At 41.5% G+C, this 14,478-nt stretch carries 26 protein-coding genes and 1 tRNA gene; 23 read left to right on the top strand and 4 right to left on the bottom strand.

The window, feature by feature from the left end; all coding sequences use genetic code 11:
• Nucleotides 1–81 precede the first annotated feature (81 nt).
• The 4 genes from F897_RS13165 to F897_RS13150 form a co-directional block, all read right to left on the bottom strand.
• The gene (locus F897_RS13165; protein ID WP_005236626.1) at nt 82–588 is read right to left on the bottom strand and encodes a hypothetical protein; all 507 of its coding nucleotides are present in this window, start codon (nt 586–588) and stop codon (nt 82–84) included.
• A 154-nt stretch (nt 589–742) separates the two neighbouring features.
• Complete coding sequence (locus tag F897_RS13160; protein ID WP_005236625.1) at nt 743–1,498, bottom strand: DUF3800 domain-containing protein; 756 nt, start codon at nt 1,496–1,498, stop codon at nt 743–745.
• Nucleotides 1,499–1,537: 39 nt separating this feature from the next.
• Nucleotides 1,538–1,753, bottom strand: a complete 216-nt coding sequence (locus tag F897_RS13155; RefSeq protein ID WP_005236623.1) for a hypothetical protein — start codon at nt 1,751–1,753, stop codon at nt 1,538–1,540.
• Nucleotides 1,754–1,765: 12 nt separating this feature from the next.
• Complete coding sequence (locus F897_RS13150) at nt 1,766–2,539, bottom strand: LexA family transcriptional regulator (protein WP_171065476.1); 774 nt, start codon at nt 2,537–2,539, stop codon at nt 1,766–1,768.
• Nucleotides 2,540–2,658: 119 nt separating this feature from the next.
• On the opposite strand from F897_RS13150, the gene F897_RS17965 reads away from it, so the two are divergent.
• From F897_RS17965 to terL, 23 genes are all read left to right on the top strand, one after another.
• Nucleotides 2,659–2,883 (top strand): hypothetical protein, encoded by a 225-nt coding sequence (locus F897_RS17965; protein WP_005236617.1) that lies wholly within the window; start codon nt 2,659–2,661, stop codon nt 2,881–2,883.
• A 57-nt stretch (nt 2,884–2,940) separates the two neighbouring features.
• Nucleotides 2,941–3,432 (top strand): phage regulatory CII family protein, encoded by a 492-nt coding sequence (locus F897_RS13140; protein WP_005236616.1) that lies wholly within the window; start codon nt 2,941–2,943, stop codon nt 3,430–3,432.
• A 49-nt stretch (nt 3,433–3,481) separates the two neighbouring features.
• Nucleotides 3,482–4,246: a phage antirepressor KilAC domain-containing protein gene (locus F897_RS13135; RefSeq protein ID WP_005236615.1), complete on the top strand. Its 765-nt coding sequence runs from the start codon at nt 3,482–3,484 to the stop codon at nt 4,244–4,246.
• Nucleotides 4,243–4,467 (top strand): hypothetical protein, encoded by a 225-nt coding sequence (locus F897_RS13130; RefSeq protein ID WP_005236614.1) that lies wholly within the window; start codon nt 4,243–4,245, stop codon nt 4,465–4,467. Before F897_RS13135 ends, F897_RS13130 begins: the two co-directional genes overlap by 4 nt.
• Before the next feature lie 3 nt (nt 4,468–4,470).
• Nucleotides 4,471–5,397, top strand: coding sequence for a YdaU family protein (locus F897_RS13125; protein WP_005236613.1), 927 nt, complete (start codon nt 4,471–4,473; stop codon nt 5,395–5,397).
• Nucleotides 5,390–6,166, top strand: a complete 777-nt coding sequence (locus tag F897_RS13120) for a hypothetical protein (RefSeq protein WP_005236612.1) — start codon at nt 5,390–5,392, stop codon at nt 6,164–6,166. Before F897_RS13125 ends, F897_RS13120 begins: the two co-directional genes overlap by 8 nt.
• The gene (locus tag F897_RS13115) at nt 6,163–6,567 is read left to right on the top strand and encodes a hypothetical protein (RefSeq protein WP_005236605.1); all 405 of its coding nucleotides are present in this window, start codon (nt 6,163–6,165) and stop codon (nt 6,565–6,567) included. The genes F897_RS13120 and F897_RS13115 overlap by 4 nt, the downstream gene beginning before the upstream one ends.
• A complete protein-coding gene (locus F897_RS17780) occupies nt 6,564–6,734 on the top strand; it encodes a hypothetical protein (protein ID WP_005236603.1) in 171 nt (56 codons plus the stop codon). The genes F897_RS13115 and F897_RS17780 overlap by 4 nt, the downstream gene beginning before the upstream one ends.
• Nucleotides 6,731–7,048, top strand: coding sequence for a hypothetical protein (locus tag F897_RS13110; protein ID WP_005236601.1), 318 nt, complete (start codon nt 6,731–6,733; stop codon nt 7,046–7,048). The genes F897_RS17780 and F897_RS13110 overlap by 4 nt, the downstream gene beginning before the upstream one ends.
• Complete coding sequence (locus tag F897_RS13105) at nt 7,045–7,296, top strand: hypothetical protein (RefSeq protein ID WP_005236600.1); 252 nt, start codon at nt 7,045–7,047, stop codon at nt 7,294–7,296. The genes F897_RS13110 and F897_RS13105 overlap by 4 nt, the downstream gene beginning before the upstream one ends.
• 20 nt (nt 7,297–7,316) lie before the next feature.
• The gene (locus tag F897_RS13100; protein ID WP_164071345.1) at nt 7,317–7,733 is read left to right on the top strand and encodes a hypothetical protein; all 417 of its coding nucleotides are present in this window, start codon (nt 7,317–7,319) and stop codon (nt 7,731–7,733) included.
• Nucleotides 7,730–8,116 carry a hypothetical protein gene (locus tag F897_RS13095; RefSeq protein WP_005236598.1) on the top strand — a complete coding sequence of 129 codons (387 nt, stop codon included), beginning with the start codon at nt 7,730–7,732 and terminating at the stop codon, nt 8,114–8,116. Before F897_RS13100 ends, F897_RS13095 begins: the two co-directional genes overlap by 4 nt.
• Nucleotides 8,109–8,621 (top strand): RusA family crossover junction endodeoxyribonuclease, encoded by a 513-nt coding sequence (locus tag F897_RS13090; protein WP_005236597.1) that lies wholly within the window; start codon nt 8,109–8,111, stop codon nt 8,619–8,621. The genes F897_RS13095 and F897_RS13090 overlap by 8 nt, the downstream gene beginning before the upstream one ends.
• A gap of 12 nt (nt 8,622–8,633) precedes the next feature.
• The gene (locus F897_RS13085; protein ID WP_005236596.1) at nt 8,634–9,074 is read left to right on the top strand and encodes a hypothetical protein; all 441 of its coding nucleotides are present in this window, start codon (nt 8,634–8,636) and stop codon (nt 9,072–9,074) included.
• Nucleotides 9,075–9,547: 473 nt separating this feature from the next.
• Nucleotides 9,548–9,624 (top strand) — tRNA-Arg (locus F897_RS13080).
• Between the two features lie 269 nt (nt 9,625–9,893).
• Nucleotides 9,894–10,289, top strand: a complete 396-nt coding sequence (locus tag F897_RS13075; protein ID WP_005236595.1) for an SPFH domain-containing protein — start codon at nt 9,894–9,896, stop codon at nt 10,287–10,289.
• Between the two features lie 292 nt (nt 10,290–10,581).
• A complete protein-coding gene (locus F897_RS13070) occupies nt 10,582–10,770 on the top strand; it encodes a type II toxin-antitoxin system HicA family toxin (protein WP_034581200.1) in 189 nt (62 codons plus the stop codon).
• A 2-nt stretch (nt 10,771–10,772) separates the two neighbouring features.
• Nucleotides 10,773–11,159 (top strand): type II toxin-antitoxin system HicB family antitoxin, encoded by a 387-nt coding sequence (locus F897_RS13065; protein WP_005236593.1) that lies wholly within the window; start codon nt 10,773–10,775, stop codon nt 11,157–11,159.
• A gap of 56 nt (nt 11,160–11,215) precedes the next feature.
• Nucleotides 11,216–11,392, top strand: a complete 177-nt coding sequence (locus F897_RS17775) for a hypothetical protein (RefSeq protein ID WP_164071344.1) — start codon at nt 11,216–11,218, stop codon at nt 11,390–11,392.
• Complete coding sequence (locus F897_RS13060) at nt 11,382–11,822, top strand: hypothetical protein (protein WP_005236591.1); 441 nt, start codon at nt 11,382–11,384, stop codon at nt 11,820–11,822. The genes F897_RS17775 and F897_RS13060 overlap by 11 nt, the downstream gene beginning before the upstream one ends.
• Entirely contained in the window at nt 11,782–12,423 is a 642-nt protein-coding gene (locus F897_RS13055; protein WP_005236589.1) for a putative metallopeptidase, read from the top strand. The genes F897_RS13060 and F897_RS13055 overlap by 41 nt, the downstream gene beginning before the upstream one ends.
• A gap of 47 nt (nt 12,424–12,470) precedes the next feature.
• Nucleotides 12,471–12,935, top strand: a complete 465-nt coding sequence (locus tag F897_RS13050; protein ID WP_005236588.1) for a DUF2280 domain-containing protein — start codon at nt 12,471–12,473, stop codon at nt 12,933–12,935.
• On the top strand, nt 12,936–14,471 hold the full coding sequence (terL, locus tag F897_RS13045) for a phage terminase large subunit (protein ID WP_005236587.1): 1,536 nt from the start codon (nt 12,936–12,938) through the stop codon (nt 14,469–14,471).
• Nucleotides 14,472–14,478: the final 7 nt, after the last annotated feature.

Here is a 14,478-nt window from a genome sequence, read left to right as displayed (position 1 = left end):
ATCATCCTGGTATTTACACTGAGATGGATCTAGACACAGATATATTTCTTCTTGATGGCGGAAATATGTTGCTCAAGTTTGTTAGAAAGAGCCCAACCACGTTCCAATTAGAAGAATTGCTGCCGGCAGATTATCAACACACTCATCGAGTAATTTCGTGGTCAGGTGTTTTATGGACTCGGCAGGAAGCTCTTCGAGTGCATCAATCATTGATTTCTTATTCTCAGGGGTTAAATCAGACTGATTAATTTTGGTTGCTAGGATTGCTTTAAGTGTTTGGGTTTCAAACTTAATCGTTATAACACTTAGGATTGCAGACAGTCCGCCATCATTTGCCAGAAAGTCTATGCCATGATGGGTAAGCGTACTAGCACCAAAGTCTAAAATCAAATCCCCATCCATGTATTCAGTGATAATTAAGCTTTTAGCTTCAACTAATTCATGTGCTCGCAAATAATATAAGTTTTTTAAAGCTTTCTCTCTATCTTGATGCCCAGTAGGATAGTCAATATCAAAGTCGTAATAAGATGGATAAACTATTTGCATCTTACGCATCATAATTAACTGTATTTCACGATCCAAAATCATGGCTATTCTCTCAATTAAAGGACTGCGTCGGGCTCGCGGTATAGTGAATCACTATTGCATATTACTTATTTGTGTTTTACACTGTTACACATGGACCGGGGATTCCCAGTCGGCGAAAGGCTCTAGCGTTATGTTAGGGCCTTTTGTTTATCTGTTATTTGGGAAATACTTTTAAACCATAGCCATGATATCCAACCCCAGCTCCTTTACGTCCGTTTGAGCTATAAAATTTATACTTCAACACATCAAACGCTCTATTAACCTGGTCTGGTTTTAAGACATGGTTACCAATAGGGCGCGCAACTAAATCAGCAATTTGTAAGCCTGATGAATTTACTTTTTTTGATGCCATTTTAATTTCAAATGGAAGACAGATTTTTTGATAATTATTTCCATCGCATACTCTTCTAAATTCAAGCTCTAGATCTCTATCTTCCTGCAATCCGCGTTGTTCAAAAACAATAAATGTCTTCTTATCTTGTTGATTCTTCTCCACCAAAAACTTATAGATTCGTTCCAAACCGAACTCTAAAGCAATAAAATATGGATTTTTGGGAGCAGCATACCTTTGAATTAAAATATCTTTTCTAACAACACATGAAATTAAAATAAAATTTGTTTCTTGCATTAATTCGGTAAGGTCACTTAAAAGAGCCTCTTTCTGTTCTTTCGAAGAATAATTCTTAAACTCCCCCGTGCCTTTAAGAATATCCCTTTCATGCATCACGATAATATCGTGACCAAAATGCTTAAATTTAAGTTGCTCTAATCTTTTGATTACAGTTTCTGTGTAATATCTTTTATGAAAAATACAAAAAGCCAGAACAAAGACAGGGTACTTTGTGTTGTAGCCATTTATGGTATGGTCGCCACTTTCATCAACATAAACAATATAATCACTAAACTCCATACCTCACTCCAATACCCAAGCCGCATATAGCGGCTTTTATTAATCTTTCTTATCAATCATCTTTTGGCCTAATTTCCCCTCTTTCACCAGTTGGATAATTTGTTCATTGGTATAGACCGGAATAAAACGACCTTTCCCAAGTCCCTTGACCAACACCTGAACATCGGAGGCGGAGAGGGTCACACCTTCATTGTTTTGCGCAGCTGCTTTAAGCCGATCTACAACTTGATTAATAGGTAATTGTGAATGATCCATTTCATTATCCCCTTAAGGCTTAACTAGGGCTGATTCCAGGCGGCCAATAAAATCAATTTCATTAAGCTGCTCATTGGTAATAAACTCGTCTGGATAGCGAATTTTGTCTGGGTTATCACTTGCAAGACGTACAGTTGTGCCGCCTGCATAACTTATGAAAATCCTCTTCATTCTTAATTCATAGTTATGCTTAAACACATAGACAGATCCGCTTTTAAGCATGCCCGGATCTTTGTCCGCCACATCTATAAAAAGAGGGCTGTCTGGTGCCACAGTGGGCCACATACTGTATTCATCGGAATAAATCACTCGCAAGTTTTCAGGCTTAGCCTGAATACCTAAAATTCTTAATAGTGATGGGTCGATATCTAAATATTCACTTGGATCTTCTAAAAAATTCTCTATCCCACTTCCACAAGAAGCCTTTACATCCCTGTACACCGGTATTCTCACATTATATTTTTTACTACCCTCAGCGCCACGAAACTCAATAGGTGCTATTTGGATACTACCTTTACTTAAAGTCGCATCTAAAGGCATTGCAATAGCATTTGCCTGATCTAAAAAGCCTTTAGGCTTGCCGAAAGCTTCTTCTATTTTACTAGCTGTTTCATCACCAATATTTTTCGTTGGGTTCTTCCCAATGTATTGACTGATTAAATTGTAGGAGAGACCCACCTTTTCAGAGAAATCAGTACGACTCAACCCTGATTCTTTCATCAAGTCTCGCGCATTCTTCAACCGTATTTCATGAATTTGCATCAAGTCAGCCATACCGAACCCCATCATTTAAATCACCTGCTAAATTTACCCGTTAGGTAGAAAAAATAAATACCCTGATAGGTTGAATTAATTTTACCTAACAGGTATATTTATTATTAATTTACCTAATAGGTGTATTATTTATGCCAAACCTATACGACTACTGGAAATCATTAAACGAAAAAGAGAGGAACCAGTTTTGCTCTAGCGTTGGTGTTTCCTATGGATATATGGAGTCACACCTAATCCATGGTCGCAAGAAGCCGCGCATGGAGACAATTCAAGCAATTGTCGAGGCTAGCAACAACAAACTGTCTCACAAAAATCTTTTTGATTTTTTCTTAAAGAAGACCCCAACCGCCGCTTAAACCAATTATCAACAACTTAGCGTTTTTAATAAACGTGAAAGTAAACAAGGTGTTCACATGGATATATCGAAAGAGACCAAAACCGCACTACACAAGATGATTCACCAATCAAACGGGATTACACCTAAAGAGATTGCTGATGTTGTTGGTGTGTCTCACAACACTATTTTGAACTATGCCAATCCAAACATGGAAAACCATTTACCAAGCCTAAAGGCATTTGAAGCCATGCTGACCTATACGCAAAACCCAGCTTCTTTAAAGGTGTGGGCGCATAAATTGGGTTTTGCATTAGTTCCAGTGGATCAAGCGGAAGGAAAGGATCATCAGCTAGGTGTTCTTGAATCACTGCTTGGTATGAATGTTGGCAATGGTGCAGCAAATAAGCAGGTTTTATCTGCTCTGGAAGATGGCGTAGTGACACCTGCTGAAATGGATGAGACAGATCGCATCCTGGAAGAAATTGAACACAAAATTCAGTCTTTGCGTAAAGCCATGAAAGGCGAGTGTGCAAAGTATTTATCAGCTCTACAAACAGAAAAAGCCTGAGTTCAGACCTCAGGCTTTTTCGGTGTTCAAATCATCGGAGACTTAAACTATGAACATGTTAACACAAGGAAATTTTAACATAAACGAAGTAACAATGTCATCACTTGAGATTGTTGATTTCATTAATGAATATCGCGCAAAAAGTGAAACCAATCCCGTGCAACTTCGCCATGATCACTTTATGGCAAAAGTGCCGAAGGTTTTGGGTTTAGAGGGTCTCCCAAAATTTAGGGATACCTACATTAACCAACAAAATGGACAAACCTATCCATGCTATCGCTTCCCAAAACGCGAAGCCTGCCTTATGGCGATGTCATACAGCTATGAGTTACAAGCTCAAGTCTTTGATCGTATGACTGCAATGGAAGAAGCACTTAAGGCAAAAAATAGCTTTGACATCACCAATCCAGCACATCTGCTTCAAGCAATCGAAATTCAAGCCAAGCTCAATATTGAGTTAAGTGAAAAAGTAGCGGTACTCGCACCTAAGGCTGAGGCACTGGAAACCATTGCTGATACTTCCAACACTTATTGCCTGCGTGAATGTGCAAAAACAATCGGCATTAAAGAATCTGAATTAATCCAGCTACTGATTAATAAGAAATGGATCTACCGTGATTCGGATCGCAAGCTCCAGCCACATGCCCAATATGTCTTAAACAAGGTTTTCACCAATCGTACGTCACCAGTAATTGTTAATCGCAATGATGGCAAAGAACGAGTGTTCCTGCATATGCGTGTCACTGCATTTGGCCTGACTCGTATCACTGGCTTGGTAAACAAAGTACGTAATACAAAGCAGGTGGCGGCATGAGCGTGGAAGTCAGAATTTCTAGTATAGATCGTGATAATAAAACGGTCATCGTTGAGGCATACAACGGTAACTCCAAAATATTCAGAAGCCCAATGAAATACAAGCAAGAAACCAAAAAGAACTTTGAGTCAATCTTAAAGAGAGAACTTAAGGCTTTTAGTTCTGCTGTCTGGGGGGGGGCGAGGGTTTCACATAGTTTATTTATTCAGGTTGGAGGGTGAGTAATGCATAAATATTTACACCATATTGGTGACTTCATGCGTGATACCGTGCATTTAACTGCTCTGGAAGAATGTTTTTACCGTCGAGCACTTGATTTCTATTACCTGAATGAAGGTCCTTTACCCAAAGAAACCCGGTCGGTTTTTCGTCGGTTACGTGCATTAACCGATGAGGAAAAGCAGGCAGTTTTAAATGTGTTGAATGATTTCTTTACGGAAGAAGATGATGGATTTCACAACAAGCGTTGTGACTCTGAAATTGAAGGTTATAAAGAAAATGTTCAGAAAAACCGTGAAAATGGGAAGAAAGGTGGTCGACCTCCTAAAAAAAAGGAAGATAGCAACCCAAATGAAAGCGATTCTGTTGATTCTGAAAACCCAGAAGAAACCCAGTCGGTTATTTTGGGTTGTGAAAATGAAACCCAAAAAAACCTTAACCATAAACCATTAACCAATAACCAATTTATAGATAGTAGTAGTAATACGCGCGAGCAAGATTTTCCTTTGCCACCAATTCAGTTTTCTCAATATCAACCTGAGGATCACAAACGCTATTCAGTTCTTGAATGCGTGAACGTGTATCCAATTCATTACGACTTCATTGAACTCGGAAAACAACGCAATCCTGAACTACCAGAACAGGATCTGATTTCCATGTTTACCAACTTCGGTGATTTCTTTTCAGCGAAGGCGGATAGCAAAAACACTCCAAGCCTATGGCTGGTGAAATGGTTTACCTGGATTCAAAACAACAAAGACGAAGTACGCCGTCAGCGTGAAGCTAAGTCTCAACCTCAAAAACCAAAATCTTTTTCAGGTGCAGCAAGCCGTACTCAAAACGAAGTCAGCGACTGGATGTCTGAAATTGGCAGCAATGATCAGCCAGCAATGCGTGATGTGCATGAAGTGGAGGGTGTGAAATATGCGTAATGAATTATCTCAACAACAAACTACTCACGCTGTACAGCAATTCAGTGAAACGGATGCACGTAAGCTGGTTGAAGACATGCTTCTGATGTATGGCAAGAAGTTCACGGATCAGTGGTCAGGTTTGAAAAAAAGCCAGGTGATTGAGAAGTTTGTCGAAAAGCTTTCTGAACTGACTTATGAGCAGTTCCTACGTGGTTTAAAACGTCTGGATACAGCTGAATGGCCACCATCGATTCCTGAGTTCAAAAACTGGTGCAAAGGTGTGTATGAATATCAGACTCCGGATGAAGCATGGTTACAGGCATTGAACTATGAGAAATCAAACCGTGTTTGTCGCATCAATCGTATTGCCCGGGAAGCATTCTATGCCGTGGTTGGTCCATATGGCAGCTTAAAGCCTACCGATACTGTGCATAACGTGTATTGCAGTGTGTATAAGCGACTGATCGCAGAAGCCAAAGAGCGTGGTGAGCCTGATGAGAAGCTGAAAGCGGTTAAACAGCTGTCTGAACCAAAGCAGCCTGATGAGATAGATCATCAACCTGTTCCAAACGAAGTAGCTCAGCAAGCGCTTGAAGAACTTAAAAAGCGCATGAATGTAAAAAACCGTCATGTGCCAGTACCACAGCGTCTACAGGTGAAGCCAACTCCAATAGTTGATCCATGGCCAGATCCTTTTGAAAATCCTGAGTCGTACTTGGAGAAGTGTGAAGTGGATGGGGTGAAGGTACCTAGGGTTATTCGTGAGCAGTTGGGAGGTGGAGTGTGAGCTACAAAGAAGACCATACGATAAGCATCAACACTCAAGAAAACGTTATTAAGTTTTCACGTAAGTTTGGGCGCGGTAACTGTGAGCATAAAAACATCCAGATCTCAGTGGAAGAAGACGAGGTTTTATGCACTGACTGCAATGTTCGCTTAAACCCGGTCTGGTGGATTCAGAAACATCTAGAGCATCTCAATCGGGCTACAGAAAGAAATAACAGCGTCCTGTCTGAAGCTCGTGAGATTTATAAAAAATTGGAAAAGAAAAATTCATTCATTTGCAAGCACTGCCATGAAGTTAATCGGATTGACTTTAAAAAATTACCAAGCCAAGCAGCAATCACACGCGGCATATCGGTAGTTGAACAGGATCATGCTGGTATGACTGTGGAGATTGAAAGATGAAAGACCAAAACAATAATAAAACCGTGGATTGGGTTGAAATTCTGGCAAAGCGCCAAGCCTACAACTACGGAATCAGAACACCAGAGACTCGTGAAGCATGCCGAATCTATATGGCTGATTTAAGAAAGCGCAAGAAGGAAGCGCAAGCAGCAGGAGCACAAGGATGAGCAGAAATAAAAAAATACGTGCTTGGCTTGAGATGGGAGTGGGTCGGACCAGTGCTCTAGCCAAGGTTTTAAATTGTTCACGGCAGTTTGTTAGCAAAGTCTCATTGATGGACAAAGGGATCTCGGAAAGCCAGTGGAATGCAATTAGTTATGGCATCTCAATTATTGAGCTGGATGAGAAAAGCAATCAGAAAAAGATAGAGCAAATCATCATTAAGGCGGCCCATTTAAGCCATAGCAAGGAACGTGAAATTAAGCACTTTGCTCAGATTGAATTGGATAAGTGGATTGAAGCACTAGGGAGAGCAGCATGAACACAAGAAAAATCAAATCGGCCCTCAATAAAAAAGGCATTCCTTTTATGAGAATTGATGTGCAGCGCGGTAATTCAGTATGCGAAACAGAGTGGTTCATCGAATTCACTGAAGGCACTATTTGCGATCTGATTGCTGCGTCAAATGGCGAGTTATCAAAGGATGATTTTCGTTACCCGGGTGGTGATGCGGAAAATGTTGCTGAATTTATCGAGATACTTCCGAGCCTAAAAGGAGTTTCAGCATGAACTTAATCGAAAAATTGGGATTGGAAAAGTGTAAGCAGATTGTGGATGGGGCGCCTGAGCATTCATACGCAGTAGTTCCTTGCGCAGATGGTGAAATGTATTTCGCCCAAAGAGAGGATGGTAAGTGGTTTCGATACAGTGAAGGCTATCAAAAGTGGCTTGAATATTGGGGTAAGTGCGATCCGATGGATGTGGCAATCAAACTGACCGATCTTAAATCTGCAATTGACCAGCACTATTACGGCCGAAGTGAAGCAGAAGAATTGGCTGCCTATGCGGAGCTGAGCCAGGAAAAAATTGAAGGTGGCGCAATGCTGGTCGGGGATTTCAGCAAGGTTCGAGGGCGAATTCAATCTGTGTTTGATGATGATGGGGCCGACTACGTGACCGACATCCGTAATCACATCAGCCCAACTACAGTGGTGATTGAGAGATGAGTGAATTTGAAAAGTGGTTTGAGGATCAAGACTTCTACACAAACATGCGATTCATCCATGGTGACAAGCTGTTTGATAAGGATGGTGGTGCTTATCGGGTGCTTCCGGTTCAGATGACTTATCTAGCTTGGCTGGTTGGTCGAGCCGCCATCCAAGAAATGGATGAAGTAATCAAACTCCAAGACACTGATCTGCGGAAGTATGAGAAGCAGATTGAAAGCCTGAAAGAGCAGCTGAATAACATGGAGGCTTGTTATATCGAGAAGAAGAAGGAGGTTGAGGACCAGCAGAAACGGATTGATGAAGCTTTAACCTGGCTAACAAGAACCGACATTAGACCAATTAATTGTGCGAGAGAAATTCTGCGAGGTGCCAATGACTAATCTCCGTATCACCGCAGCACAGGCACGAAAAGCCGGTATTGGACCTCGATTTGGTGTAACAACCAAGTCGGGGAAAAAGAAATCCAATCCAGATCCAATGCCAAAGATTCCGGCTCATCTGGTCGAAGGGAAAGGATTTGGTGTGATGAATGATGAATTGCTCTGGTGTGAAGTTTTAATCACACCTCCTTCGGTGAATCACTATTGGATTCGCGGAACCAACAAGACCAATCGATTAAGTAAGCGTGCAATCCACTTTATTGACGTTATGAAGCGTTTTATTGAGCCATTAGGGTATCAGGGTAGAGTTCGAGTAAAGATCGAATACGCGCCACCTGATGCGAAAATACGCGACATCGATAACATCGTAAAACCATGCTTTGACGCTTTGTCAAAAGGTGGATTGATTCTGGATGATTCCCAGGTGGATGAATTGCTTGTGAAGCGGTTGCCATCAGAAAAAGGCGGGAAGCTGATTATTCAAGTTGAAAAGTTAAGGGTTTAAGAGGGAATCGGGATGAATGCGATGGTGAAGACAGAAGTGATGGATTGGGGTCGTTTTAGTATTGAAGATTGGCTTAAGCAGTATGGGGCATACATCCAGATTTCACGTATGAAGTCAGGTCATGAACCGGACTCACTTGGGGTTAATCAGATCTACTGGCTGATTCTTGAAAATAATAAAGGGGTGGCGCCACGTAAGGATCAGGTCATTTGCCAGATTAATGATTTTGAGGCTGAACAAGTGCGGAAGTTGATTGTGGATTTTAATAAGTCGAGTTCGGTTTGTGCTTCGGCAAAGGTAGCGGTGCAGTTATTCATTGAGAAGAATGTGAGAGGGATGTCATTAAGCCAGATGGAGAAAGAATTTACCCTATCAAGAAGCTCGATAAACAACATGGTTTTTGCAGGGAGTTATTACTTAGCAGGCCATGACAAAAGACTTCGCTTAAAATGATTAAATAACTTGCGTTTAAATGCGAATATGCTATTTTATGTTATAGTGATCGAAGTGTACGTTAAAGCACTAGATTGATTTAAAAGCTCGCCAAATGGTGGGCTTTTTTATTGCCTGAAATAAACCTGAATAACTGGTGATCTTATGAAATAACGTCAGCCATTAGGTAATTCGGATTTGTGACGCTGTACATTCATTTGTTTAGCTATAAGCGCAAACGGTGGGATGCTGAAACCAGCCGTATAAATTGGTTTGAATCCAGTGCGATTTCGTCACGTACTGAGTGAGCCTCAGAGTAAATCATAAAATTGGGGAGTGACTCTCCCGACCTTAAAAGAATTGAAAGCCAAGAAGTTAGATTGATAGCTCATTTCGAGATGATGGGTTGGTGAGTAGCGGTAGATCAGTTGCCGAGCTGGTCAATATCGTAATCAAAGGCAAGGGTGTGGCAGATCACCACATCCTTTTTTAATGCGCCATTAGCTCAACTGGAAAGAGCATGGGTTTTCTACACCAATGGTTGTGGGTTCGAGTCCTACATGGCGTGCCAGATTCTAATTGTGGCGAATTCGCCCTAATTAAAACTAAAGCTTAACTCCGGTATAAGCTCCGGTGTAAGGAGATCCACATGCTCCAATTCCTAAAACGATTATTCTGCTTTCATCACTACGATTACGAGTCTGACATATTTGTTCAGGTCGAGTGTAGAAAGTGCGGAAAGCATCGAAACAATTACACGAATTAAGTAAACCAATTAAAGAACATAGGCCTGTCATTAATTTGATGGGCTTTTTTATTATCAAAAAAAGTGAGTGGAAAATGAATAAGTTTCAGAAAGGTAATGCAGACAATGTGCTGATTGGAATGATTGCTGCTTTTGTCATTGTGATCTTCCTGTTTTTCTTGTTTGCATGGCCGCAATACAAAGTTTGGCAACAAGGCATGTCTGGTCAGGCGAGGCTCGCGGAAGCCCAGCAGTCCAAGCAAATTGCTATAGAGACTGCAAAATCAGAACTGGAAAGTGCAAAGCTGCGTGCCGAAGCAATCAAGGTTATGGGTAAGGCCGCTCAAGAATATCCAGAGTACCGTCAGCAAGAGTTTATTGGAGCATTTGGTGAGGCATTGCGTGAAGGCAATATTAGTCAGATCGTCTACGTGCCAACTGAAGCGAATATTCCGGTTCTAGAGGCCGGCAAGCGTCCGACTATTGAATAAAAATTTCCACTTCGCCGGACGTATTACGGCAATCAAAGCCCCTCGCATTCTAGATGTTGAGGGGTTTTTCTTTTTATTAAAATATTTTGTTACATTAAATGAACGCCTAGCTTAGTATTTGTTATTCATTAATTTTATTTTTTTTAATGTTAATATATTATTATAAAACAATAACATAGTAAAATATTGCTATTGAGAGTTAGTGCTTTAGTAGTCATCATGAACTAAATACGAAATAGTTATTTAGAGACTTTTTATCATGAAACCACCCAAAAGTGTGTATAGTTACACAATGAACAGCAAAGATATTATTAAGCGTCTAGAGCAGGAAGGCTGGTATAAGGTTGGCGGTAAGGGCGACCATGAAAAGTACAAGCATCCTGAAAAGTCCGGGCATGTTGTGGTGCCACATCCACGTAAAGATATGCCGATAGGAACTCTACGCAATATATATAAACAGGCTGGTTGGGAATGGAGGTAAAAATGTTATATCCAGTATATGTTCATAAAGATGAAGATACTGCATACGGTTTAACTTTCCCTGACTTTGAAGGGTGTTTCAGTGCTGCTGATGAAATGCAAGACATCCAGCGCATGGCGCAGGAAGCGGTTGAAGTTCACTTTGATGGTGAAGATATTCCGTTACCTACACCGTCAAGCCCGGAACAATGGTTAAGTGATGAGAGATTTGAAGGTGGTTTTTGGTTGTTAGTTGATATTGATACAGCAAAGGTAAATACCAAGTCTGTTCGTATTAATATCAGCATGCCAGAAGCTTTAGTGAAACGTATTGATGCTATGGCTAAAAAACAACATTTAAGCCGTTCGGCATTTTTAGCCAAAAGCGCGGAAATGGCATTGCATCAGTAAAATAAACAATATGACAGACCCAGCCTGAGTGCTGGGTTTTTTATTGTGGGGTACCCATGACAGACAAAGTACAAGCTAAACAAGACTTAGAATTTTGCAGTGCTGAGCTGTCTAAGTATCAGAACCTCAGTCGATCTGGATTGACGCTTAATGAGCTGCATGCAATTGACGGCATCATGATTAAGCTGAAAGAGCGTATTAAGAATTTGCGGTTCGCTTTATATGGATCCTAAGCACTATAAAAAATTAACTGATAAAGACCCAATCAAAAATAAACCTCGCAACAGACCATTACCTAAAACCAGTGAGAAATACTTAGAAGCATTCGATCGGCTCAAAGAGATCCTTGATCGGATGGAAATCAAATATGAAGAATATTTTCATTTCAAAACTACTAAGCACTGGCGTTTCGATTTGCACCTGGTTGGTTATCTCACATTGATTGAAATAGCGGGTGGTCCGTGGTCTGGTGGCCGTAAGGGTAAGCTGGCGACTAAAGCCTGGAGCATTGATCGTTATGACCATGCTGAAGCAATGGGATATCGGTATATACGCTTCGAAGTATCAGATATCTCATCATCCAACAGGGCCATACAGCGGCTTAGAAATTTAAGGGCATCACATGGAACAGTTCAGACCATTCCCGCCGTCGACTTTGATTGATCAAGCCGAGGAAGAAGAAGCCATTCGCTTGGCACCGGCACCAGAGCTTAAAGAATGGGTCGTAAAGAATTGGCTTACTTTAGGTGGTGAATTGCACAACCCAGATCATGATCATATTGCTGAACTACTTCACGACAATGATGAGTTCCTTGCATTCGCCTGGGCTTCATCTGCCGCCGTAGCTAAAAAACGTATGGTATTGGGTCAATGTGAAAAAGTAATGTTCAACCAAGGTGGCTGGAAGAAAGCACGCCAAGAACAACAGATGCGGGATTGGTTTGGTTTTGTGCCGCAATATCTGATTACCATTGATGCTACTTATTGTGAACAGGCTACAGATAGAGACTTCTGCAGGCTGATTGAACATGAGCTTTATCACATCGGTGTAGAGCGTGATGAAGATGGCGAAATCATTTATAGCGACATGACTGGGCTGCCTAAGCATTACTTGGCTGGCCACGATGTCGAAGTGTTCTTTGGTGAGACTAAACGGTGGGGAGCTGATGACTCAGTGAAACGTCTCGTTGAAATTGCCAAGAATGCGCCGTTTGTATCTGAAACAAGTATTGCTGCGTGTTGTGGGAACTGTGTCATCGGTTAAATTTTTTTGCCTACTTTGCATGACGTAGCATGACAAAAGGGGGATTTATGGCAGCACTTAAAGAGCCTGTAAAAATATTTATTGTTCAAGCTCTTGCATGCCGTGATACCCCTCAAGAAGTTGCGGAGTTGGTCAAGCAAGAGTTCAACATCGAAATCGATCGCCGTCAGTGTGAAAACTATGATCCGACTAAATACGCGGGTCGCAATCTCGGGAAAAAACTTGCAGATCTATTCAACCAGACTCGTAAGAAATTTGATGAAGGTTTGATAGATATTCCAATTGCCAGTAAGTATTACCGGCTTAAGCAATATCAGAAGCAACTTGAAAAAACCAAGAATGCAAAATTAGCTCTTAAGATTCTTGAACAGGCTGCTAAAGATGTAGGTGGCCAATTCACTAACCGACAAGAGATTACTGGTAAGGACGGTGAAGCATTACAGACCACCGTTGTTCATGCTACTCAAGAGCAGGTTGAAGCTGCAGTAAAGAAGGCCCAAGAGGAATACTAAATGGATCTGCAAACACAGGTTGAAAAAAAGCTGTGTGAAGATGAGCATTTATATTTCACCCGGCGATTCTTCAAGCCCCGAATGGGCTTTAAATTTACGGTGAACTGGCACCACGTTTATATCTCTTGGATCATTGACCAAGTCATTGCAGGTGAGATTGCAAACGTCGTCATCAACGTTCCACCAGGAGCCGGCAAGACTGAACTTACAACCAATTTGATTCCGCGTGGTTTAGCCCTAAATGCACGTTCACGATTTCTGTATCTATCCTTCTCCCAGTCACTGGTTGAGGGCGTATCAGACACGGCACGTGACATTGTGAAGTCGAAAGACTATCGATTGATGTGGGATTTAACGGTCTCCAATAGTACTGACTCCAAGAAAGAATGGAAGATTACGGTTGAGGACTATGATGTTGGCCATGTGTATGTTGCCTCCATGGGTGGACAGGTAACAGGACGGCGAGCAGGGACATTGGCAGATGATGGCTTTACAGGTTGTATCATCATTGATGACCCGTTAAAGCCAGAAGATGCTTTCAGTAAGATCAAACGAGATGCTGCCAATCGTAAGTTACTTAATACGGTGAACTCACGTAAAGCCAAGTCTGATACACCCATCATCATGATCATGCAGCGCCTGCATACTGAGGATCCAACCAACTTTGTCATGACAGGTAATTTACCTGGTGAATGGACTCAAATATCTATTCCGGCATTAATTGATGATAAGTACATTGCAACCTTGCCAAAGCATATTCAAAAGCTGGTACCGCGAGATGCTGAGCGTGATGAGCAAGGCCGCCAAAGTTACTGGCCAAAGAAAGAATCGCTTCAATCCTTATTACAACTTGAAAAGGGTGGCAAGGATAAAGAAGGTGCCACGGTATCCCGTTATACATTCTCTAGTCAGTACATGCAGCAGCCTAAGAAATTAGGCGGTGACCTGATTAAGTCTGAATGGTTTGGATTCTATAAAGATATTCCAGAACTTCAGTGGCGTGCTGTCCTTGTTGATACCGCTCAAAAGACCAAAGAGCACAATGACTATTCCGTATTCCTACTTGTAGGCATGGGGATTGACAGCAAGCTGTACTTGCTAGATCTCTTGCGCGGTAAATGGGAAGCACCAGAATTGAATCGTCAGGCTAAAGCATTTCTGGATAAGCACAAGGAATACACCTGGCACACCAAGCCTATTCGCTACATGAAAGTAGAGGATAAAGCGTCAGGTACTCAATTGATCCAAACACTCGGCACTTACTCTGGTGTCGCTGTGATTCCAGTCCAACGTAATACAGACAAGCTATCCCGTTTCATGGATGTGCAGGTCCATCTCGAAGCAAACTATAGGGATAAACCGGAAGATCGTTTTGTGATGGTACCTAAAGATGCTCATTGGGTCGGTGAATTCTTTGAAGAATGTGAAGCATTCAATGCGGCATTTACCCATGATCATGATGACCAAGTAGATACGCTGATTGATGCGATTGAAGACGCAGTAATTGCGATTAATTACAGCCCTCCGGCTGCATAAGGTTGAG

The sequence above is a fragment of the Acinetobacter variabilis genome (assembly GCF_000369625.1).
In the GTDB taxonomy this organism is placed as follows: domain Bacteria; phylum Pseudomonadota; class Gammaproteobacteria; order Pseudomonadales; family Moraxellaceae; genus Acinetobacter; species Acinetobacter variabilis.
Note: the sequence above shows the minus strand (reverse complement) of the source record. Positions and strands in the feature narration are given on the sequence as shown.

Coding starts and splice junctions, on each gene's coding strand:
- F897_RS13165 (WP_005236626.1), bottom strand. CDS start 588: ATGATTTTGGATCGTGAAATACAGTTAATTATGATGCGTAAGATGCAA.
- F897_RS13160 (WP_005236625.1), bottom strand. CDS start 1,498: ATGGAGTTTAGTGATTATATTGTTTATGTTGATGAAAGTGGCGACCAT.
- F897_RS13155 (WP_005236623.1), bottom strand. CDS start 1,753: ATGGATCATTCACAATTACCTATTAATCAAGTTGTAGATCGGCTTAAA.
- F897_RS13150 (WP_171065476.1), bottom strand. CDS start 2,539: ATGGGGTTCGGTATGGCTGACTTGATGCAAATTCATGAAATACGGTTG.
- F897_RS17965 (WP_005236617.1), top strand. CDS start 2,659: ATGCCAAACCTATACGACTACTGGAAATCATTAAACGAAAAAGAGAGG.
- F897_RS13140 (WP_005236616.1), top strand. CDS start 2,941: ATGGATATATCGAAAGAGACCAAAACCGCACTACACAAGATGATTCAC.
- F897_RS13135 (WP_005236615.1), top strand. CDS start 3,482: ATGAACATGTTAACACAAGGAAATTTTAACATAAACGAAGTAACAATG.
- F897_RS13130 (WP_005236614.1), top strand. CDS start 4,243: ATGAGCGTGGAAGTCAGAATTTCTAGTATAGATCGTGATAATAAAACG.
- F897_RS13125 (WP_005236613.1), top strand. CDS start 4,471: ATGCATAAATATTTACACCATATTGGTGACTTCATGCGTGATACCGTG.
- F897_RS13120 (WP_005236612.1), top strand. CDS start 5,390: ATGCGTAATGAATTATCTCAACAACAAACTACTCACGCTGTACAGCAA.
- F897_RS17780 (WP_005236603.1), top strand. CDS start 6,564: ATGAAAGACCAAAACAATAATAAAACCGTGGATTGGGTTGAAATTCTG.
- F897_RS13110 (WP_005236601.1), top strand. CDS start 6,731: ATGAGCAGAAATAAAAAAATACGTGCTTGGCTTGAGATGGGAGTGGGT.
- F897_RS13105 (WP_005236600.1), top strand. CDS start 7,045: ATGAACACAAGAAAAATCAAATCGGCCCTCAATAAAAAAGGCATTCCT.
- F897_RS13095 (WP_005236598.1), top strand. CDS start 7,730: ATGAGTGAATTTGAAAAGTGGTTTGAGGATCAAGACTTCTACACAAAC.
- F897_RS13090 (WP_005236597.1), top strand. CDS start 8,109: ATGACTAATCTCCGTATCACCGCAGCACAGGCACGAAAAGCCGGTATT.
- F897_RS13085 (WP_005236596.1), top strand. CDS start 8,634: ATGAATGCGATGGTGAAGACAGAAGTGATGGATTGGGGTCGTTTTAGT.
- F897_RS13075 (WP_005236595.1), top strand. CDS start 9,894: ATGAATAAGTTTCAGAAAGGTAATGCAGACAATGTGCTGATTGGAATG.
- F897_RS13070 (WP_034581200.1), top strand. CDS start 10,582: ATGAACAGCAAAGATATTATTAAGCGTCTAGAGCAGGAAGGCTGGTAT.
- F897_RS13065 (WP_005236593.1), top strand. CDS start 10,773: ATGTTATATCCAGTATATGTTCATAAAGATGAAGATACTGCATACGGT.
- F897_RS17775 (WP_164071344.1), top strand. CDS start 11,216: ATGACAGACAAAGTACAAGCTAAACAAGACTTAGAATTTTGCAGTGCT.
- F897_RS13060 (WP_005236591.1), top strand. CDS start 11,382: ATGGATCCTAAGCACTATAAAAAATTAACTGATAAAGACCCAATCAAA.
- F897_RS13055 (WP_005236589.1), top strand. CDS start 11,782: ATGGAACAGTTCAGACCATTCCCGCCGTCGACTTTGATTGATCAAGCC.
- F897_RS13050 (WP_005236588.1), top strand. CDS start 12,471: ATGGCAGCACTTAAAGAGCCTGTAAAAATATTTATTGTTCAAGCTCTT.
- terL (WP_005236587.1), top strand. CDS start 12,936: ATGGATCTGCAAACACAGGTTGAAAAAAAGCTGTGTGAAGATGAGCAT.